We start from the raw sequence: 17,186 nt of genomic DNA, 5'->3' as shown, positions 1-17,186 counted from the left end.
CCTTATAGCCTGAGTCTGGCCGGCAGCGAGGGTTGGACGATTGCCTTTTTCCGCTTCCCCCGGGAAACTTTCTCCTTTAAATTCCCACTCCTTTAATTCTTCTCGCCTTTCAGTCCTTGGCCAAAGCCTTCTCTATTTGCAATATCTGATAGGCGTAGAAGTCGCGTGTGAGTCCCACAGCTGTGCGCTGATAGACGCGATACTTTCGCAGCACCTCTTTCAGTCGGCCCAGCATCACGGCTCCCATTTCGGTTTTTGTGAGTGTGGAGGTGCCTATGTTTATCCGGAAGAAGCTGTCGTCTCCCACGTGGCAGAAGTCTTCTGCCGCGTCATCGCATGCTGCAAACGTCTTGCTGCCCTTGGCTGCTGCGTCTGCGCCAAGTCCCGAACTCTTGAGCATCTGGGCAATGGCCGCACTTTCGAGTTGTTGCTCGGCATGCGACAACCGGCCCTGCTTGGGGGCGATGAACAGCCCGTTGGTGAGATCGTTGAGATAGTCTTCCAGCCGGTAGTTGGCCACTGCATCGAAGCGTCCGCCTTCGCGCACCCGATAGAGCACCGCGGCATTCATGATGGAGGAGACGATCTGTGAGCGCAACTTCTCGTTGATGTTGAGATCCACCTGCAGTTTCTGTATAAGACTCTTGGGGGTAAGCCAGGCATCGTAGGTGCGAAGCTGGTTGAGAAGCCAGTTCAGCGCAGCCTTCTGCCGGGCTTTGCTAACGTATATTTTGGCTGCGGGCCGGTTGTCTCCCTGCCGAATCTCCTTGTATTTGATGCCCCCGATGTAAGGCACCACATGTTTCAGGTAGCGGCCATACTGCTTGGTCACCTCCATATAGGTCTTCTCCATCTGGTCGTAGCGTTCGCCTTTTTCCATCGTCCAGTCCTCAAAATGCTTCATGAGCAGTTTCAGGTTGCTGATGCCGTAGCTGCCGGCCTTGAGGTGGTCGTTGCCCAAATCTTCGGTCAGGCAGGTGGGGTCTATGATGGAGAATAGCTGTTGTGCACCGAATTCATACATCGGGTCGGCCGCCTTCTCCTCTATCCATCGGTCGAGGGTTGGCTTTTCGGCCTCGGGAGTCTTGGCATCCTTGATGAGGCGATACCCCCAGTTGATGGCATAGATGTCGTAAACGCCGAGGTCGGGCGGTGTCAGCTTCACGCCGCGCTCCATGTCGCCGGGCTGTGCCACATAGTTGTTGCGGGCGTAGTCCATGATGCTGGGTGTGGTGCCATACTTTTGGGTGAAGGCCGGGTCGCGCAACTTCTCCACGGGGTAGGAGTAGCTGGCCCCCATGTTGTGCATCAGTCCGAGCGTGTGGCCCACCTCATGGGAGGCCGCATAGCGTATGGACTCGCGCATCACATCGTCGTCAAACTTGGCCCGGCGCACCCGCGGATCCACGGCCCCGGTCTGCACAAAACGCCAGTTGTGCAGCAGCGACACGATGTTGTGATACCAGATGACATCGGCCGAAAGTATTTCTCCCGTGCGCGGGTCCACATAACTGGGCCCCATGGCGTTGGCCGTCTCCGTGGCCACGTAGCGGAAGCAGTTGTAGCGCATGTCGTCGGGATTGAACGTGGAGTCGTTTTTGGGATAGTCGAGTGCCCGGACGACATTTTTGAAGCCGGCCGCTTCAAAGGCTTTGTTCCACACCAGGATGCCCTCCTTGATGGTTTCGCGCCACTTGTCGGGGAAAGCCGAGTCTACATAGAATACGATGGGCTTTTCCGGTTCCACCAGTTCCCCGGCAAAATAGCGGTCCATGTCTTCCTTTTTGGGCAGAATGCGCCAGCGGTTGATGATGGTCCGTTCCTCGATGCGATCTTTGTCGGAGGAGAATATGTTTTTGTCGTTGTAGAAGAAGCCCACGCGGTTGTCTTTATAGCGTATGGGCATGGCAGAGGCCTCGGGCAAGGCAAAGAGCGAGCGGTGGACAATGACCGAGTAGGGTTTCTGTATCACGCCCGTCGTCTGGTAGCTCAAGAGACTTTCTATCTCGATGTTCATGGGGAACGACTGGGCCGAGACAAATCCCGAGGCTTCCGCCTGGAACGTGCCCTTGATGCCATCCGTGCCTCCCATCAGCTTGGCTATGGGCGAAGTCTCCTTGAGCGGGGAGATGCTGCGCTCATTACTGCAGAAAAATTTGCTCACGTTGATGAGCACCCTTTTGCCTTCTTGGGCCACAATCTTGAAACCTGCCAACACGGGATCGAGGTTGTTGCGGTTGAAGGCGGGCACTATCGGGTCGGTGGGACTGACTGAGTTGAAGGTCATCACCTTTTTCATATATACGTTGCGCCCGTCAGAAGAAAAGCTGATGGGGAAGGGCTGCACGTTCATCTGTCCGGCCACATAGTCTCTGCCGTCGCTCGTCGAGGCTATGCGGCTGGCCAGCATGTAGGTCTTGTCAAAGACACTGTCGGGCAACTCGAAGTAGAGTTCGCCCTTGGCCTTGTTGAAATAAAGGGTGAAAAGCCCCGGATGTTTCTTACAGCCTTTCACCATCTTCTTGATGGTGTTAGCAGAGTCGGCGCTATGCACGGGCAAAGAAATCTTAGGTGTCTTCTTCTTTGCCGGCACGGGCATAGCTGTGGTCAGCAGCACTAATGAAACTGCGAGAACCTTGCTGTGGTAATGGTGAGTCATGTATGTTAAGTCTCGTTTGTCTTAAAATGGAGTGGAGGAGCAACCGCCCGTAGACGGGGCCTTTTTCGTTCTCCTGTGCGCCCGCACTTTGCAAAGTTATATAAAAATCACGAATTTTTAAAAACTTACCATAATATTATTGCAAATATAAGCATAAATTCCCACTCTGCAAGTTTTTTATGTGTTTTTTGTTACTGATATTGGGCACTTTCGCCCTCCCAAACACTTAAAGTTTGTAAAAAAATAACGTTATACTAAACTTTATCCTTAAATTTGCATCAGATTCAGTAGAGTCTTTTTCCCGCACGCAAGTGGGCGGCCGTGACAAGCGGTCGGGGCACGGATGCGGCGGAAAGGCTAAGTAACAGAAAAAGAATCCCGGAAAAAACGAAAGAAAAACAAACTAAATGTAGGAGAAAATGACAATGAAGAAAATAATGCTGGCCCTGACGCTGCTCATCGCTGTGGCAGCCACGGCATCGGCTCAGGCCGAAATCAAGTTTGACAAGCTCACGCACAACTTCGGTACATTCAACGAAGCTGACCCGAGTCAGAAGGCTGTCTTCACGTTCACCAACGTGGGCGACCAACCGCTGGTCATCAATCAGGCGGTGGCCAGTTGCGGTTGCACGGTGCCCAACTACACCAAGCAGCCCATCGCCCCGGGACAGAAGGGGCAAATCAGCATCACCTACGATGGTAAGGGACGCTTCCCCGGTCACTTCAAAAAGACCGTCACCGTGCGCACCAATGGTAAGGTGGAACTCACCCGCCTCTATGTGGAGGGCGTGATGGAGGAGAAGAAGTAAAAAGCCTCACTCCTCCCGGTATCTCTCCGAGAGAGGGGAGGGGGATATGCCATGGGCGGATGGTGGCGAATGATATTGACAAAAACACCTCCGCCAAAATTCTTCAACCAGCATGGGAAGCCGGCTTAAAGTAACCGAAAAAGTCTGCAGATTTCCCTATTCGGGTTCTTCGAATGTGTGAAAGAGCCACACCGGAGAGACAAAAGGGCCGCAGTTGCATCGCAACTGCGGCCCTTTTGCAAGCCCGTTTGGGCTTTTTCAGACCTGTTTTTGACTCCGGTTTTGTGTTGGTAAAATTCAAACGGCTGATTGTCAGCACTTTGCAGATGCCGCCAAAATCGCGCATTTGTGCCCGGATGGGCTGTCCGTTGCGAATATCGCAAGCAGAGAGCCCGAAAAGAGACAATTAGTTTGACATTCTCTTATTGCTTCAGAAGAGGCTGCCTATCTGGTAGACGGCAGCCGACACCACCCATGCCAGCACGGTGGTGTAGCCGGCGGCGAAGAGTGCCCACCGCCAGCTGCCCGTCTCGCCCTTGATGGCTGCGATGGTGGCGATGCAGGGGAAGTAGAGCAGCACGAAGAGCAGGAAGGCGTAGGCCGAGAGCGGCGTGATGCCGTCGGCGAGCATCTTGCGGCGCAAGATGGTGTATTTCTCCGAGTCGGAAGCCTCGAAGCTGTCGTCGTCGGAGAAGCTGTCGTCGTGGCTGTAGAGCACGCCCATCGTGGAAGCCACGATCTCTTTCGCCCCCACGCCGGCCACGAGTCCCACGTCGAGTTTCCAGTCGAAGCCCTGCGGACGGAACACCGGTTCGATGGCCTTGCCTATGCGCCCGATGTAGCTCTGCTCCTGCTGGGCCTGCGAGTCGAGCCGGGAGTCGTGGGGGAAGTAGCCCAGCGCCCACACGATGATGCTCGCCACGAGGATGATGCCGCCCATCTTCTTGAGATATTGCTTGCCTTTCTCCCACGTGTGGCGGCCGATGGCTTTCCAGGTGGGGAAGCGGTAGGGCGGCAGTTCCATGACAAAGGGCGTGTCTTCGCCCCTGACCACAAACGTGGTGAACAGCCGGCTCATCACCACGGCCATGAGGATGCCTATGAGATAGAGCGAAATCATCACCGTGGAGCGGTATTGTGCCGAGAAGAACGTGCCGATGATCATGATGTAGATGGGCAGCCGGGCCGAACAACTCATGAGCGGCAGGATGAGCATTGTGACCAGTCGGCTGCGCCGGCTCTCGATGGTGCGCGTGGCCATCACGGCCGGCACGTTGCAGCCGAAGCCCATGATGAGGGGGATGAACGACTTGCCGTGGAGCCCCATCTTGTGCATCAGCTTGTCCATGATGAAGGCTGCGCGGGCCATGTAGCCCGAGTCTTCCATGAAAGAGATGAAGGCGTAGAGGATGAGTATCTGCGGCAGGAACACGATCACGGCTCCCACACCACCTATCACGCCATCGGCGAGCATGTCTTTGAGCGGTCCGTCGGGCAGTGTGGCACTCACCATGCGGCCCACCCAGCCCACGCCGGCCTCTATCCAGTCCATGGGATACTGGCCCACGGAGAATGTCACCTCGAACATGAGCCATATCAGGGCGATGAATATAGGAAATCCGAGATACTTGTTGGTGATGATGCGGTCGAGAAGATGGGTGGTCTGGTAGGTGTCCTTCTTCTGCCCCGTGGCATATTCCGCCTCTTGCAACGCCCCATGTATGAAGCCGTATTTGGCATCCATGATGGCCGTCTCGCAGTCTTCGCCCGTCTCCTCCTTCACGCGCCCGGCCGCCTTGTCGCGCTCGGCCATGATGGCGGCCGCGGTGGGCAGGGTGGCGATGTAGGCCTCCGCGTCGCGGTCGTTCTCGAGCAGTTTGATGGCCAGATAGCGGGTGGAGTATCGCTGCCGCAGGTTGGCGTCGGTCTTGAGATAGTGCTGTATGCCGGCGATGCCGTCTTCTATCTCGTGTCCGTGGTTGATGTGTATGTGGCGGTAGTGCGGGGCCTCGTCCTCGTTGGCCTCGTAGAGGTCTATCACCGCGCGGAACAGCTCTTCCACGCCGCGCCCCGAGGTGAACACCGTGGGCACCATCGGCACCCCGAAGAGGCTGCTCAGCTTGTTGTAGTCCACGTTGTCGCCCCGCTCCTCGGTCTCGTCAAACATGTTCAGGGCGCACACCATGCGCAGGTGCATGTCGATGAGCTGCGTGGTGAGGTAGAGGTTGCGCTCGAGGTTGGACGTGTCTATCACGTTGATTACCACGTCGGGTGTCTTCTCGATGATTTGCTTGCGCACGTAGAGTTCCTCGGGCGAGTAGGCCGAGAGCGAGTAAGTGCCCGGCAGGTCCACGAGGTTGAACGTGTAGCCGTGGTATTCAGCGTGACCCTCCTTTGCGTCCACGGTCACACCCGAGTAGTTGCCCACCCGTTCGTGCGCCCCGGAGACGAAGTTGAAGAGCGAAGTCTTTCCGCAGTTGGGGTTGCCCACCAGTGCCACGTTGATTATATGCTGCTTGCGCAGTGCTGCGTCTTTCAGCAGGCGTTCGCTCACGGGGCCGTCGTCGGGCACGGCGTGCGGCAGTTTCTCCTTCTTGCCGTCGGCCTTTTCCGCCCCTTGCTCCATGTTTCTCGCCTCCTCGGGTGTCACCACCTCTATCTGTTCGGCTTCGCTGTGGCGCAGCGAAACCTCATATCCCATGATTTTGTATTTCACGGGATCTTGCAGCGGTGCGTTGAGCAACACCTCCACGGTCTTGCCCTTGATGAATCCCATCTCGATGATGCGCTTGCGGAAACCGCCGTGTCCCGCCACTTTCACGATGACACCCCGTTCGCCGGTTTTGAGTTCTGAAAGTTTCATGTTTTTGTCCTTCCGGTCTTGTTCTGTCTGTTTTCATGCAAAGGTACGAAAAATAAGCGGCACGGCGGAGATAAAACTCCGTATTTCTGATGGCAATACCTACAAATGGGGAGTGGCAAAAGCGTTGATTTTCTAAAAACTTTAGGTTTTTACAATGATTTTCCTTATATTTGCAACTGCTAAAAACAACATCTATGAAACAAATTGTATTATTATTGAGTTTGGTGCTCATGCTGGTGTTGCCGGCATCGGCCAAACAACGCAGGCAGCTGTGGCCCGATGGCACACCGATGGCAGCATGGTTCAGTGACACCGCCAAGGTGGATGTGGGGAAACTCGGCCGCCAGTATGTGATTACCGACTATGGAGTGAAGGCCGACAGTATGCTTGTGCAGACGGAGGCCATTCAGGCTGTGATAGACCGGGCGGCGGCCGACGGGGGCGGCGTGGTGGTGGTGCCGCGCGGCACCTTCCGGAGCGGTGCGCTCTTCTTCCGGCCCGGCACCCATCTGCATCTGCCCGAGGGTGCGCGCCTCAAGGGCAGCGACCGCATCGCCCACTTCCCCGTGCTCACCACCCGTTTTGAGGGCGAAACATGCAAGTATTTCGCCGCGCTGGTCAACGCCGACGGGGTGGACGGATTCACCATCACCGGCCGTGGAACCATCGACGGCAGCGGTTTCTACTACTGGCAGGAGTTTTGGATTCGCCGGCAGTGGAATCCGCAGTGTACCAACAAGGATGCCCAGCGGCCGCGGCTGGTTTATATCTCCAACTGCTCCAATGTCACCGTGCAGGATGTGCATCTCGTGAACAGCCCCGTGTGGACTAACCACCTCTATCGTTGCGACCACGTGCGCTATCTCGACTGCCACATCTATGCGCCCACCAACGGGCCCGTGAAGGCTCCCAGCAGTGATGCCATCGACATCGATGTGTGCCACGACGTGCTCATCCGCGGATGCTACATGAATGTGAACGACGACGCGGTGGTGCTCAAGGGCGGCAAGGGAACGTTTGCCGACCGCGATTCCACCAACGGCGCCAACAGCAACATCCTCATCGAGAACTGCCGCTACGGCACCGTACACGGGTGTCTCACGCTGGGCAGCGAGAGCCTTCACGACCGCAACGTGATCTTGCGCAACTGCCATGCCGAGAATGCCAACCGGGTGTTGTGGCTCAAGATGCGCCCCGACACGCCGCAGCACTACGAGTATGTCACCGTCGAGGGCATGACGGGCCGCACGGGCAGCTTCCTCGTGGTGCGCCCGTGGACGCAGTTCTTCAAGCCGCAGAAGCGCGACGACATGCCGCTGAGCCGGTGCAACAACATCGTGATGAGGAATGTCAGGATGGCGTGCCGCAACTTCTTCGATGTGGGCAAGAGCGACAAATATGCGCTGACTGATTTTACCTTTAAGGACATTGACGTGACCGACGAGAAAAACGCTTTCGACAAAGCCCTCATCGAGCGCACCGTGACGGAGCGGCTGGTCATCAACGGAGAGAAGAGATAGCCTTCCGCCCCGTGTCCGGGGGTGTCCGGCATCCGGCGGGGAGGCCCCTGGAGCGTTGTCAAACTATTTGTCCGTTTTCGGCCTCTCTGCTTGCGATATTTGCAGCCGACGGCACTCCCGGCTGCAAATCGGCGATTTTGGCGACATCTCCAAGGCGCTGACAATCAGTAGCTTGAATTTTGTTGACACAAATTTGAGCCCGAAAACGGCTCTGAAAAGGCCCCATCGGGCTTGCAAAAGGGGCACGGTTGCACGCCAAGATAATTTCAAAATGTATCAACAAGCTACCTTATTATGCAAACTGAATAGTTAACAATTTGGAAACGAGTGGGCTACTCCAAGTTGCTGTTTTCTGCCTAAAAAAGAACGCTTATTGTTCTACTTGCAAAGGTAATACTTTTTTGCCGAATAACAAACGTTTTTTTTTGTGCGAAAAGGTATAAAAGAATGAGCATCTCTCAGGTATGTGTTGTCTTGCGATGCACCTGAGAGGGCTTATTATCTTTTAGTTCAATAACTGTTGGCCTTAATTCTGATGCAAGTGGTTGCTAACTTTTTTCTTAAACAGGAAATAGGCCTAAATCCAATTGTCTGTTTTTGGGAGGCGCAAAGACTCCAATAATCAAATAAGGATCGGGAGCTTTCCTTTTATGCCACTCGTATGAAGTACCTAAAAATAGATAAATATCTCTTTTCGCCATATTTTCATATTTCTCGATAACTTTCCGAACAGCACTTTCTTCACTTTTATCTTGCCGAATGCAGTTCCTATATAAAGCTCCAATTTCCCAATCCTCAATCATAAGGGTACGCTTTATTCCATCTTCCGTAACAAACTCGTAACTGAATTTGTAAGGTATCTTCTCTGCAAATTGAAAAGAATCCTTTATATCCTGTTTATCTTCAAAGATGTTCATTTGAAGCATTTCTGCTTGACATTTTGCTTTGAGTTTTGACAATTTGTCGGCATACTTTTCCATACTCTTGCCTTCATCTTTCTTTCTCAGATCACAACATACTACACGGTTCACGCGTGTAGGTTTCAATACGGCTAAAGAGATTTTGTTCTGTGCCGTCAAGTCAAGAAGTTCACTCATATTCGTGAATACGGTCTTGTTTTTCAGAACCCATTGAAGTCTTAAATTCCAATCTATCCCTTTGCCTTTTTTGCCAAGGATATTCGTGTCGGTCTTAAGAGTATCAATATTATAGATATGGTAACTTTCCGGTCTGCTGTCTTGAATCCTTTTCTCCACATCTACCTCTATCCACTGCCATTTGTGATAACGAGGCGCATCATTATCCGCATAAATCACCCGGTAGGGAATAGGAAAAATTCTTATCCATGAGCCATCTTCACGAAACCCTGCCGTACATACCGTTTCGAGATGTTTTTCCGATAAAGAAGGATAAGTCATTACAGATACCAATATCCGCATAATCATAGTAAAATCTCTTGGAAATCATAGGTTGCATTCGACAATCCCATCAAGGCCTTTGCCACTCGTGTACGATGACATTGTCTTGGATCTTTCTCAAAACAGGTGAGACAGACCCTTTTTTCCTTGTCTAAAACAGAACGCACATATAATAATGCATCCCAATTCTGCTTTAGTGAGGTTTGCTCATATGCTTCAAACAGACGGTCGTAGTCCTCTTGAGTATTTAGTGCTTTCCTGTTTTCAGACTCTATGCCTAACGCAGGTATATGTATGTATTTGATTCCCACGCCTTCACAGGCTTTTTGCAGGATCGCCTTGGAAAAACCATATTTCATGCTGAACGCATTCTTCCTGACATCGCATAAAACCCTAATATCATTGCATATGAGTTGCTTCAAGTATTTTTCAAGGGTAAATCCTTCATAGCCAATAGTCATCAATACTGACGAACTGCGTTTGTACCGTTCCCTACACTCCCTGACTTTTTCCATTTCTTTCTGTGTCAGCAAGTGTTGGGCTATTGTACTGTTGATTGCAGTAAATGGGTTTGTTCGATATGTATAGGCAATCAACTCATTTTGAGTCATATTGCCGTATAATTTACAAACTTCACGAATAGCCTGAGCATCAAACAAATCCAAATCCCTGATAAAATGAGTTTCATGTAAAGGATGATACAGGCTGTCTTTCCTTTCTATTTTCTCTATATCCAAATATCCCTGCTTGGATAAAGCCACTAAATCCTGATTGGCCTGAAAAGAGAAACAACCGTATTTATAAGGAACAAAATCAAAGGCTTTCTCGCCAACCTGCTTTCGCGTAAAAAGGAATAGATATTTCTGCATACTCTTTGCAGAAACATCCTTACCGAGTGTTTCAAGCAATGCCAAAATAACTTTCCTTCTATAATACATAACTTGCATATTCTTGGGCAAAGTTACAAATTATTCTTAATAAAGCCAACGATGTCGGTAATTTTTATAGAATGTATATCTATAATGGCTATTTTATAGCAGGGGGCTATGCAAACCATAGCAATTTTACCGTCATTATATTGGCCTAAGTTTACGTTGTTGTGTGTTGAGCCATGCGGTGGAAGAGATAAATTACAATCCTCTCTCTCGTTTCTTCTTTCTGTTGGCTTGGTTTCTGCCCCGGCGGCCGGCGCATCGCGGGCATGAAAAAAGAGAAGCAACCGACCTTTGCTGCCGGTTGCTTCTCTTTTTTCCATGAGAGCGGTAAGAACGTGGTTCTTACTTGATTTCGATTTCTTCCTTCATGTCGATAAACTGCCGTTTTTTGTCGTAGAACTCGTATTGCAGGAACGCGAGCTTCTGGGAAGGCACCACGCTGATGCCGAATCCGTACTTCAACTGCCACTTGCGTTTCAGGGAGAAAACGCCCTGATTGATGTAGGCGGCCACGTAGGGATGCACGTGCAGCGAGAACGTGGAGATGCCGATCTTGTTGACCAGTCGGTCGATTTTGCCTTCCAGCTGGTCGGTGAAGAGGATGGAGGAGCGTATCTTTCCCGTGCCGTTGCAGGTGGGGCAGGTCTCTTCCACATTCACATCCATGGCCGGACGCACGCGCTGCCGGGTGATCTGCATCAACCCGAACTTGCTCAGTGGCAGAATGTTGTGCTTGGCACGGTCTTTCTGCATGTTCTTGCACATGCGCTCGTAGAGCATCTGTCGGTCTTCAGCCAGATTCATGTCGATGAAGTCCACGACGATGATTCCGCCCATGTCTCTCAGCCGCAGTTGCCGGGCCAGTTCGTCGGCCGCCCCGAGGTTCACATCCAGGGCATTGGCTTCCTGCCCTTTCTGTCGGGTGCGGTTGCCGCTGTTCACATCCACCACGTGCAGGGCCTCGGTGTGCTCGATGATGAGGTAGGCCCCATGCTTGTAGTTGATGGTCTTGCCGAAGCTCGCCTTGATCTGCTTGGTGATGTTGAAGTTGTCGAAGATGGGCAGTTTGCCGGTGTAAAGCTTCACGATGTCCGCCTTCTCAGGGGCTATCAGCGAGACATAGTGCTTCACCTCGTTCATCACTCCCTCGTCGTTCACGTAGATGTTTTCGTAGGTGGGGTCGAAGAGGTCGCGCAGCAGGGCCACGGCTCTGCCCGTCTCTTCGAACACGAGTTGCGGGCGTTTCTGGGTCTTCTGCACCTTCACGATGGCGTCTTCCCAGCGCTGGTTGAGCACCTTCAGTTCGGCGTCGAGCTCAGCCACCCTCTTGCCCTCGGCCACCGTGCGCACGATGACGCCGCAGTTCTTGGGTTTGATGCTGTGGATGAGCTGCTTGAGGCGTGCGCGCTCTTCGCCGCTCTTGATTTTGGTGGAAACCGAAACTTTATCCCCAAAGGGGATGAGCACCAAGTAGCGGCCAGCGAAGGAGAGTTCTCCCGTGAGGCGCGGGCCTTTGGTGGAAATAGGTTCTTTGACGATCTGCACCATCACCTCCTGCCCCGGTTGGAGGGGTTGGGTGATGCTTCCGGCCTTGTCGAGGTCAGGCAGACGGGTGGCTTTGGCAAAGGGATAAAGTTTCTTGCGGTCGCTCTGCACCTGCTTGAAATACTTCTGGTAGGAGTTGAACTGGCTTCCCAGGTCGAGATAATGAAGAAAGGCATCGCGCTCATAGCCTACGTCTACAAAACAGGCATTCAGTCCGGGCATGAGCTTCTTGACCTTTGCCATGTAGATGTTGCCGACGGTGAAAGAGGCCTGTCGGGGCTCGTTCTGATATTCCACCAGTTGCTTGTCTTCGAGCAGGGCTATGGAAATTTCGTCTTGTCGGACATCGATTACTACTTCGCTTGTCATTTCTTGCTTGTTTTAATACTTGTTGCGGCGTGTTTCATTTTCACGCGCCTTGAATGAAAAGGGGCATGTCAACGAATCGTGCTCGATTGGCTGACACGCCCCTCAGTCTGAATAGACTGATGAGCAGTAAGCGTGCTTACTTGCTCTTATGTCTGTTCTTGCGCAGTCTCTTCTTACGCTTGTGAGTGGCCATCTTGTGACCCTTCTTTTTCTTTCCGTTTGGCATAATTTTGAAATTTTAATATTGTTTGATTTTGATTCTGATTCGCTTTCGGGTCCATGCTCCGCCATGCGGTTCACTCGCCTCTCATCTGCTCCACCAGACTCTTGGCGGGCTTGAAACTGGGCAGATCGTGGGCGGCGATGGTGATGGTGGTGTTTTTGGAGATGTTGCGGGCGGTTTTGGCAGCACGGTGTTTGATGATGAAACTGCCGAAGCCACGCAGGAATACGCTCTCTTTCTTCAGAAGGTGGTTCTTGACACTTTCCATGAAGGCTTCCACCACGGCTGTCACTTCTCTCTTGGAAAGGCCGGTCGCCATGGCAACCTCGCTGATGATTTCTGCTTTAGTCATACTTCGTTTTTATCTTTTTTGTCTGAATTATCTTTATTCTCATTCGAATCGGTGTGCAAAGATACAAGTTTTTATCGAAACTAAAAAATGTTAGCCTGCTTTTTTTCAGTATTTTTGTCGATATAACTCGTTGGTTGTCTTGATATTAGTGAGCGGGTGGAAAAGGGTAAAGGGAGTTGGAGGAGTTGAAGGCAGCAGCTTCACGCTGACCATCAAGTTATGAGATCGGTGTCTTTGACTCTTCCAACTCCTTTTAACTTCCCATCGCGTGTCTAATAGTCCGTCACGGGAAACATGTAGAACTGGCGGTTGATGTCGAAGTCGAACATCCATTGGTCCACAGTGACACCGTCGCTGAGGGCCTTGATTTCGAGTGTGTGAAGACCTTTGGGCACACGGAAGTTGAACGACACGACGGTCTGTCCGCGCAACAGGTCGGCGGTGGCGATGCGCGTGTAGGTGGTCTGTGTCTGCGTGCCGTCGATGCTCACTTGGTAGTTTGTGCCGCTGCGCGGGATAGTGGCCACCCTCACCACGGCCGGGTTGTCTTCCTTGGCCATGAATGTGTAGCGCACCACTCCGCCTCGTGGCAGCCTCACGGCATTCATGCTGTGGCCCGTCATGGGCTGCCTTGCCGTGCCTGCCGAGGCCGAGGAGTAGGCTGCCGCATTGAGGGCCACGGTGCTGCCGAGCTGTGCGGGCAGCGGTTGCAGTTCCGGCTGTTCGTCGGTGGCATATTGTTTCACCTGCTTGTCGGTGAGCTTGCCCGGCAGTTTGGGCATCGGGGTGGGGCGTCGGTTGCCCATTCGGGCGTTGAGCTCCTTGAGCCTGTCGTAGGCGCGCAGACTGTTGGCTGCGGCGGCCAGTGCCTCGTGGTCTCGGTAGAAGAGTCCGGGCCGGGCGATGTTGCGGGCCTCCTGTGCCTGCAAGTTCATCTCCACGGTGATGGCTGCTGCGGTCACGGGATATTTGATGGTGGCTTCGTAGGCGGTCTTTCGCTCGCGGTCGATGGTGCCATCCACGCTGTCGAGGCGTCTGGCAAGACTCTTGTAGGCGGCGATGTAGCGTTCGAGTTCGTTGCCGAACTCTCCTTCGTTGAAGTCGGCATACTCCAGCAGTTCGGGTTTGCAGATGCCCGTGAGCCGGTAGTAGTCGGTCATCAGGGGCATGAGCTTCTGTGCCGCCACGTCGCCAAAGAGGCCGGCGAGCCATGTCCGGTAGCGGTTGGTGAGCCGGTCGCTGCCCGCGGGGGTGTGGCTCCAGGCCATGTCGGCAAAGAGTTGCAGGGCAAAGTCGGCGCAGGTTGGGCGGTGGATGCGCACGAGCCACGGCCGGCGGTCGGCTGTCCGTGCCGCGCGGTCGAGCTGGTCGGCCACGATGCCGGGTTGTGGGGTTGAGAGCGAGAGCTCGTGGGAGGCGTCGCCGATGTAGGCCAAGTCGAGTGTCTCGGCTCCCTCACACTGGCGGGCGGTGGCAATGTCCACGCCTTGCTCTTGGGCAAAGTGCCTGAACGCTTTGCCCGTGGCGTGGTGCTCGGTGTGGCTGTCGGGCACGAGGGTGTTGAGCCGCAGGCGCAGCATCAGGCGGAAGAGCTTGCGGTAGTCGTCATTGTCGAAGTCGCGGCGCGTGTTGCTGAAGGGTTGCAGGGCGCGCACGGCGGTGACCGGCCATTGGAGTATCTCCGTTTTGCTGTCCATGCTGAGGGTGCGCCGTCGCTCGGGGGGCAGTCCGGTCTCCGTCCAGGGCGACACGCCTGCCTGTCGCGAGAGTTCGAGCAGTCCGTAGGCCGTGCCCCGGGCATCGCTGCCGGCCACCACGATATTCTGCCCGCGCAGCCCGATGTAGAAGGCTTCGGGACGGGCTATAAACTTGTTGATGGGCACGTGCAGGGCTGTGAGTTGCTTGAATTCCTTGTTGTCAAGCAGGTCAAGCTGGAAAATCACGATCTGGCCGTTGCTTTTCTCTTGGGCATTGCGGCCTGTGACGGCTGTCATGTCGGCCGAAAACAGGTCGATGGCTTGTTCCACCACGGGCGAGAGTTTCTTCTGCCGGACATAGCTCACGTGCTGCCGGCCGTCAAACCAATAGACGTTGGCGGCAGGGAGGGTGGCGGCTGTCGCACAGAGGAGGAGGGAGAAAAGGAGTCGTATCTTCATTTTCGGTGTATTCTTGTTGTTCCCGGCAAAGTTACTGAAAATCAGCCACACACGGAAATTTATTAGTTTTTATTTGTAAATTCACCCGAATATCGGTACTTTTGCACCTATAATTAATTATACAAACATGACATTATATCCCAAACTCATCACAGATGCCTTGGCCACTGTGATTTATCCCGGCACGAAGAAGAGCATCATCGAGAGCGAGATGCTGGCCGACCAGCCTGCCGTGGCAGGTATGAAAACTTCGTTCACACTGATATTTCCCCGCGAAACCGATCCTTTCCTCAAGTCTACGCTGAAGGCTGCCGAGGCGGCCATCCACTATCATGTGGGCCCTGAGGTGGAGGTGGAAATCACCACCGAGTTCAAGTCGGCCCCCCGGCCGGAGGTGGGCAAGTTGCTGCCGCAGGTGAAAAACATCATCGCCGTGAGTTCGGGCAAGGGTGGAGTGGGCAAGAGCACCGTCTCGGCCAACCTCGCCATCGCCTTGGCGCGTCTGGGGTATAAGGTGGGACTGCTCGACACCGACATCTTCGGCCCGTCCATGCCCAAGATGTTCGGCGTGGAGGATGTGCGCCCCTACGCCGTCGAGAAGGATGGCCGGCAGCTCATCGAACCTGTCGAGAAGTATGGGGTGAAGTTGCTCAGCATCGGCTTCTTCGTCAATCCCGAAACGGCAACACTCTGGCGGGGCGGCATGGCCACGTCGGCGCTCAAGCAACTCATCGCCGATGCCGACTGGGGCGAACTCGATTATTTCATCCTCGACACTCCTCCGGGCACGAGCGACATCCATCTCACGCTGCTCCAGACGCTGGCCATCACGGGGGCGGTCATCGTGAGCACGCCGCAGAGTGTGGCACTTGCCGACGCGCGCAAGGGCATTGATATGTACCGCAACGACAAGGTCAACGTGCCCATCCTCGGACTGGTGGAGAACATGGCGTGGTTTACGCCCGCCGAACTGCCGGAAAACCGCTACTACATCTTCGGCAAAGACGGCTGCAAGAAGTTGGCCGAGGAGATGGGGTGCCCGCTGCTGGCGCAGATACCCATCGTGCAGAGCATCTGCGAGAAGGGGGATGCGGGCACGCCGGCGGCTCTCGACGTGAACACGGTCACGGGACAGGCTTTCCTCAATCTGGGGCAGGCGGTGGTCACTGTCACCAATCGGCGCAACAAGGAGCAAGCTCCCACGCGGATTGTCGGCGTGGAGTGAGGGGGCGCGGGTAGGCTCTTTTCGCGCCGTTTTGGTCTCCAAATGGCGTGAAAAGGGGTAAAAAGTTCCTTCAGCCATACAGAATGTCTCTTTGGCCAAATGCCATTTGCGCGTTTATGGCTACCTTTGCCATTGGAAAAGAGACAATCCTGCGGGCTTTCTCTCTTTCTTTGAAAACGTTGGATGAAATTCTACTATCGTGAAAGAGCGGCAATATGTTTTGCCCTTGTCTCGGAAGAATTGATATAAACCAAAACACTACTGGCGTAGAGCCAGCATAAGTTCTCTTTTTAAGTTAATTTTCAAGTGCCGGACTCTGTGAAGAATCCGGCACTTTTTCATGTGTCCCGAGTCAGCGGATTTTTTCCGGCAGATGACACACTACTGTGTATCCCGAGCCTTCTGGGTCCGGGGTGGGCCAAATGGGCCTCTTGTCCTTCGCTCCCTCCCTACAGGAAGGGCCGGGGTGGGCCTCCTTTGGGGAAGAAGATTCAGGCGGATAGATGAGTGTCAAACTATTTGGTCGTTTTCGGCTTCTCTGCTTGCGATATTTGTAACGGGCGGCCCACTCGGTGCAAATAAACGATTTTTGGCGGTGTTATCAAAGTGCTGACAATCAGTGGTTTGAATTTTGCTGACACGTATTTGGTACCGAAAACGGGCCTGAAAGAGCCCAAACGGACTTGCAAAAGAGGCACTGTTGCGACGTGGCTGTAGCCTTTTCAGCTTTCAAGTGTGGCTCTTTCGCAAGCTCAAAAGGCCCGAAAGAGAACAACCATAGGTTTTCCCGATGGCCTGAAGCCGGTTTTCCGTTCCGGATGAGGAGTTTTGGCGAATGCGTTTTTGTTAGTATTATTCACTGCAATCCGCTGTCTTGCAGAGATTCCTTTCACCGATTTTGGTTGGTGTGGCCAATACATATACTCATTTCCCCCGTCCAATATCTACCGTTCCTCATTGGCCCTATCAAAATCTCATCAAGTTTAAATGACCTTGCAGAGGGGCAGATTTCGCCCCATGCCAGAAATGTAAAGTCCCCTTAGGGAGTAGGAGGCTGTTTTCCCTTCTCGTGCGCGTGTAAATAATATAAGGTGTATTTTTATATAAAACAG

Annotated in this window: 11 protein-coding genes; 3 read left to right on the top strand and 8 right to left on the bottom strand. The window is 53.5% G+C overall.

From position 1 onward, the window contains the following. Nucleotides 1-109 precede the first annotated feature (109 nt). Nucleotides 110-2,659 carry a zinc-dependent metalloprotease gene (locus HMPREF6485_RS10995; protein ID WP_004346576.1) on the bottom strand — a complete coding sequence of 850 codons (2,550 nt, stop codon included), beginning with the start codon at nucleotides 2,657-2,659 and terminating at the stop codon, nucleotides 110-112. A gap of 425 nt (nucleotides 2,660-3,084) precedes the next feature. Here HMPREF6485_RS10995 and HMPREF6485_RS10990 point away from each other — a divergent pair, with 425 nt between their 5' ends. Then, on the top strand, nucleotides 3,085-3,468 hold the full coding sequence (locus HMPREF6485_RS10990; protein ID WP_007411780.1) for a DUF1573 domain-containing protein: 384 nt from the start codon (nucleotides 3,085-3,087) through the stop codon (nucleotides 3,466-3,468). Nucleotides 3,469-3,898: 430 nt separating this feature from the next. Here HMPREF6485_RS10990 and feoB read toward each other — a convergent pair whose 3' ends face one another. Further along, nucleotides 3,899-6,331: a ferrous iron transport protein B gene (gene feoB, locus HMPREF6485_RS10985; protein WP_004346572.1), complete on the bottom strand. Its 2,433-nt coding sequence runs from the start codon at nucleotides 6,329-6,331 to the stop codon at nucleotides 3,899-3,901. 194 nt (nucleotides 6,332-6,525) lie between these two features. Here feoB and HMPREF6485_RS10980 point away from each other — a divergent pair, with 194 nt between their 5' ends. Beyond that, a complete protein-coding gene (locus HMPREF6485_RS10980; protein WP_004346566.1) occupies nucleotides 6,526-7,851 on the top strand; it encodes a rhamnogalacturonidase in 1,326 nt (441 codons plus the stop codon). A gap of 560 nt (nucleotides 7,852-8,411) precedes the next feature. On the opposite strand, the gene HMPREF6485_RS10975 is transcribed toward HMPREF6485_RS10980, so the two are convergent. From HMPREF6485_RS10975 to HMPREF6485_RS10950, 6 genes are all read right to left on the bottom strand, one after another. Further along, a complete protein-coding gene (locus HMPREF6485_RS10975; RefSeq protein ID WP_004346561.1) occupies nucleotides 8,412-9,296 on the bottom strand; it encodes a hypothetical protein in 885 nt (294 codons plus the stop codon). Then, on the bottom strand, nucleotides 9,293-10,216 hold the full coding sequence (locus HMPREF6485_RS10970; protein ID WP_004346558.1) for a DUF488 domain-containing protein: 924 nt from the start codon (nucleotides 10,214-10,216) through the stop codon (nucleotides 9,293-9,295). Before HMPREF6485_RS10970 ends, HMPREF6485_RS10975 begins: the two co-directional genes overlap by 4 nt. A 14-nt stretch (nucleotides 10,217-10,230) precedes the next feature. Beyond that, a complete protein-coding gene (locus HMPREF6485_RS10965) occupies nucleotides 10,231-10,524 on the bottom strand; it encodes a hypothetical protein (RefSeq protein WP_004346556.1) in 294 nt (97 codons plus the stop codon). Nucleotides 10,525-10,546: 22 nt separating this feature from the next. After that, nucleotides 10,547-12,118 (bottom strand): Rne/Rng family ribonuclease, encoded by a 1,572-nt coding sequence (locus HMPREF6485_RS10960; RefSeq protein WP_004346555.1) that lies wholly within the window; start codon nucleotides 12,116-12,118, stop codon nucleotides 10,547-10,549. 296 nt (nucleotides 12,119-12,414) lie between these two features. Next, a complete protein-coding gene (locus tag HMPREF6485_RS10955) occupies nucleotides 12,415-12,693 on the bottom strand; it encodes an HU family DNA-binding protein (protein WP_004342638.1) in 279 nt (92 codons plus the stop codon). A gap of 272 nt (nucleotides 12,694-12,965) precedes the next feature. Further along, complete coding sequence (locus HMPREF6485_RS10950) at nucleotides 12,966-14,849, bottom strand: glycosyl hydrolase 115 family protein (RefSeq protein ID WP_248622300.1); 1,884 nt, start codon at nucleotides 14,847-14,849, stop codon at nucleotides 12,966-12,968. A 127-nt stretch (nucleotides 14,850-14,976) separates the two neighbouring features. On the opposite strand from HMPREF6485_RS10950, the gene HMPREF6485_RS10945 reads away from it, so the two are divergent. After that, on the top strand, nucleotides 14,977-16,074 hold the full coding sequence (locus tag HMPREF6485_RS10945; RefSeq protein ID WP_004346553.1) for an Mrp/NBP35 family ATP-binding protein: 1,098 nt from the start codon (nucleotides 14,977-14,979) through the stop codon (nucleotides 16,072-16,074). Nucleotides 16,075-17,186: the final 1,112 nt, after the last annotated feature.

The sequence above is a fragment of the Segatella buccae ATCC 33574 genome (genome assembly GCF_000184945.1).
GTDB lineage: Bacteria > Bacteroidota > Bacteroidia > Bacteroidales > Bacteroidaceae > Prevotella > Prevotella buccae.
This window is presented reverse-complemented; position numbering and strand designations above follow the sequence as displayed.

What these genes read in the sequence shown, in the direction of transcription:
- HMPREF6485_RS10995 (WP_004346576.1), bottom strand. Translation starts at nt 2,659, where the DNA reads ATGACTCACCATTACCACAGCAAGGTTCTCGCAGTTTCATTAGTGCTG.
- HMPREF6485_RS10990 (WP_007411780.1), top strand. Translation starts at nt 3,085, where the DNA reads ATGAAGAAAATAATGCTGGCCCTGACGCTGCTCATCGCTGTGGCAGCC.
- feoB (WP_004346572.1), bottom strand. Translation starts at nt 6,331, where the DNA reads ATGAAACTTTCAGAACTCAAAACCGGCGAACGGGGTGTCATCGTGAAA.
- HMPREF6485_RS10980 (WP_004346566.1), top strand. Translation starts at nt 6,526, where the DNA reads ATGAAACAAATTGTATTATTATTGAGTTTGGTGCTCATGCTGGTGTTG.
- HMPREF6485_RS10975 (WP_004346561.1), bottom strand. Translation starts at nt 9,296, where the DNA reads ATGATTATGCGGATATTGGTATCTGTAATGACTTATCCTTCTTTATCG.
- HMPREF6485_RS10970 (WP_004346558.1), bottom strand. Translation starts at nt 10,216, where the DNA reads ATGCAAGTTATGTATTATAGAAGGAAAGTTATTTTGGCATTGCTTGAA.
- HMPREF6485_RS10965 (WP_004346556.1), bottom strand. Translation starts at nt 10,524, where the DNA reads ATGGAAAAAAGAGAAGCAACCGGCAGCAAAGGTCGGTTGCTTCTCTTT.
- HMPREF6485_RS10960 (WP_004346555.1), bottom strand. Translation starts at nt 12,118, where the DNA reads ATGACAAGCGAAGTAGTAATCGATGTCCGACAAGACGAAATTTCCATA.
- HMPREF6485_RS10955 (WP_004342638.1), bottom strand. Translation starts at nt 12,693, where the DNA reads ATGACTAAAGCAGAAATCATCAGCGAGGTTGCCATGGCGACCGGCCTT.
- HMPREF6485_RS10950 (WP_248622300.1), bottom strand. Translation starts at nt 14,849, where the DNA reads ATGAAGATACGACTCCTTTTCTCCCTCCTCCTCTGTGCGACAGCCGCC.
- HMPREF6485_RS10945 (WP_004346553.1), top strand. Translation starts at nt 14,977, where the DNA reads ATGACATTATATCCCAAACTCATCACAGATGCCTTGGCCACTGTGATT.